The organism is Methanocalculus sp. (assembly GCF_029762515.1).
Classification (GTDB): domain Archaea; phylum Halobacteriota; class Methanomicrobia; order Methanomicrobiales; family Methanocorpusculaceae; genus Methanocalculus.
Genome location: NZ_JARVGN010000282.1, coordinates 1 through 3,199 on the forward strand (window position 1 = coordinate 1; position 3,199 = coordinate 3,199).

A 3,199-nucleotide genomic window follows, 5' to 3' on the forward strand; every position below is an offset into this window, starting at 1 on the left:
AAATTCTCAGAATTCCCTCGAGATCTCAAACGAGATTTTTTATTCAAAACAATTCGGATTTTTTTGGTAACTGATGTCCGAAAGAGTGAGGCAACTGAATTATTTTTGCGGCTAAATCAAGGGGTTGCGGTTTCGGCATCAGAAAAAAGGAATTGTATTTATGGGCCTGTGAAAGAGCATTTAAGAGAAGTAATTACTCAGTACGCAATTTTATTTTCTCCAGAAACTTTGGGATTTTCAAATCTTAGGATGGCATATCAAGATATTTTAGATAAAATATTCTTTCTTGAGCAAAAAGGGAATTTAAATTACAAACCAAATGCCCGTGCTCTAGAGGCAATGTATTTTAATCAGAATATAGATGATTCGTTAAAAGAACACCTAAACAAAAATTTAGAAATCACTCAAAACGCAATTCAATATTTTTATCAGAATTATGGTTTTAAACTTACAAAATCGATAATTATCAGTTATTATTGGTTTTTAAGAGAAATCTCTTCTGCAGAAAAATACAATTTATCTTCAGCATCAAATTTTTTGATAGAATTCGAAAAATGGAGAGGAATTCAAAAATTCAATTATGAGAATAATTCGTCTGTAAATAAGAAATTCATCGAATTTGGTACATATTTAAGTAAAGGCTGGTTAGATCCGTCATCAATAAAAGGTCGTCATAGGATTTTGATGGATTTCTACTCGGAATTTATAAATAATGGAACAATTGGTGAATTCGATGATCAGAGCTGAATATCTGGATTATCAGAGAAGAGCTCAGAGAAGATGGACCAATAATGAATACTTCCTAAAAGAGATCTCGGTAAAAAATATCTTTAATTGGGAGGACTCCACTGTAGTATTTAATTATCCAATAACACTGATAACAGGGAAAAATGGTGTTGGTAAATCCACGTTAATAAATGCAATTAAACATGTTTCTAAACTTCAGAATAAAGAGGAAAATTTAGGCTATTTTTCGTCATTGGAGGGATATTATCTAAAATTAATAAATCAACGGAATGAAGAAATAATTGTTGAAAATGACACATTATCGAATAATGGTTTTAAATTACCAAAAATATTCGATTTAACATTTAATTCAAGTCATTATTCATTTTTTAAATGGAATCGAACGTTGGAGGACATAGAAATGTATAAATCATCCTTAGAGCAATATGATGCTCTTCCTCTACCAAGAAATCTTCTTAACTTAATGAAATATTTCATTGAAAAACCAATTAAATCTGCAGAAAGGATTATTGACGAAGAAGAAAATGAGGCCGAATATTATCGTCTAATTCTTGAGAATGGTACAATTTATGATACATACACGATGGGTTCAGGAGAATTTTTTATCAATCAATTCTTATGGGGAATACATGATCTCGAAGATCAGAGTATTGTGGTTATTGAAGAATTGGAAAACTATCTGCACTCCGATGCACAAAAAAAGATAATCCAATTAATACATGAGGTATGTGTTACGAAACAGATTCAGTTTATTTTAACCACTCACTCACCTACATTGATCGACCATGTTATTAAAGAATCTTTGATTTTACTTAAATCAAATGAGAATAATATTATTCCAATAAATAATTGCCCAAATTGGCTAGCAAAAGATGTATTAGGGAAAACTATTGATGAGAAGGTTTGTGTAATATTAGAAGATGAAAAATCAAAAGCTCTTTTCCATACAATCATTTCACAGTATGATCCAGATATAATCCAACAATTAGACTTGGTGAACGGGGGGGGAGACAAAAACATCAAGAAATGTATTCAAGTAAATGAAATCGTAAAAAATGAAAAATTTATTGGAATAGTGGACGGAGATTCGGAAGAAGCCGAACAAGAATTTTTAATAAAATTGCCTGGGACCGATCCTCCTGAAAAGGTTGTTCTATTAGATATTTCTGGGAATCTTGAAAGTCTAATAAAATTTGTTGATAGACCCTTAGGAGATGTTTGTACTATATTTAGAACCATGGTCACGAATCCTGAACATCATGAATGGGTTAGTTACATTTCTCACGAATTGGGCGAGGAACACGATTATTTGTGGAAAACTATCACAAAAATATGGTCTAAAGATAAAAAAGATATATGTAAAGATTTCTTTTTAAAATTTGAGAAAGCCTTCAATAAAATTAAATCTCAATGAAAAAGTATTATTTTCAATTAATACCAAGGCCCTTCAGCGCAGCAGTCATGATGTCGCCATAGAATACCGGATCCACACGCTCCATGACGTCTGCAGGCACATCCAGGAAATTCCGCTTATTTTGAATCGGGATCAGGGCTTTTCTCGCACCGTTATCCATACCCACCTGGAGTACTTCGGAGAGGCTGGGGAGCTGCTTGAGATTTCCCTGGATACTGAGGTCACCTACGATCAGGAGGGCCGGGAGGACCGGGTGCTTCTTGATGGCTGAGTACATCGCAATAATAAACGCAACGCCGGCATCGCAGGGAATCCTGTTGGAGAGCAGGTCAATCCCCTCGACGTGGAAATCAGAGGTGTCGAATATACTCGCAATTCCCATCTCCACTTTATTGCCCTGCAAGTATCCAAAAGCCCGGGATATCGACTCTTTCATGCTCCCGGAGATGCCTCCGGCCATCTTGAGTTTTCCTGTTCCTGCGGCGAGGCTCACTTCCACGCGATAGAGCCCCACTTTCCCCTCATTATCAACGGATGCCGCATAGACCGATCCGGGGGCGAGAGGATCGGTCGAGATGAGGTTTCGTCCGCCTTCCTCGGGCACACCGACGTAGAATTCCTCGCGGGTCTCATTATCGATATAGGAGAAGGATGTCTGGTGATACTCGAATGAGCCCATCTTTTTCAGCTGCTCTTTCACTCTCCTCCGCCCTTCCATGGCGATGTCGATGATTTCGGCGAGCTCTTCCTTGGAAAATTCTCCATGCGGGTACATGATTTTGATCAGACCGGACACCGTTTTTCGCACCGCTTTGACATCCCGGGCGTTGAGGTGCGATCCCATTGAGTAGTAGCGGTCAATCACATCGGTGAAGTTGAGTTTGCGGAGTTCACGGAGCGCCTCGGCCAGGTAATCCACCACGAATCCGTAATGATTGGTGAAATATTCGATTTTCATCTTGGGGACGTCCCAGCCTGGGAGATAGTAATGCAGGCGATCGATGAAGGCCATATCCTCCCGGATGATGTCCGGCATCG

General features: G+C 37.9%; 3 protein-coding genes. 2 read left to right on the forward strand and 1 reads right to left on the reverse strand.

The genetic code is table 11. The features are described from left to right. Together QCH34_RS09640 and QCH34_RS09645 are read left to right on the forward strand one after the other, a co-directional pair. Positions 1-747 (forward strand): hypothetical protein (locus QCH34_RS09640; RefSeq protein ID WP_300333398.1); only part of this gene is annotated, 747 nt, incomplete at its 5' end. After that, complete coding sequence (locus QCH34_RS09645; protein WP_300333402.1) at positions 734-2,161, forward strand: AAA family ATPase; 1,428 nt, start codon at positions 734-736, stop codon at positions 2,159-2,161. The genes QCH34_RS09640 and QCH34_RS09645, both read left to right, overlap by 14 nt. A gap of 13 nt (positions 2,162-2,174) precedes the next feature. Here the strand turns inward: QCH34_RS09645 and QCH34_RS09650 are convergent. Then, positions 2,175-3,199, reverse strand: a 1,025-nt coding sequence (locus tag QCH34_RS09650) for a BREX system Lon protease-like protein BrxL (RefSeq protein ID WP_300333405.1), incomplete at its 5' end; no start/stop codon positions are given.

Bases quoted from the DNA above. Each gene is read 5' to 3' on its own strand.
- QCH34_RS09645 (WP_300333402.1), top strand. From the start codon at position 734: ATGATCAGAGCTGAATATCTGGATTATCAGAGAAGAGCTCAGAGAAGA.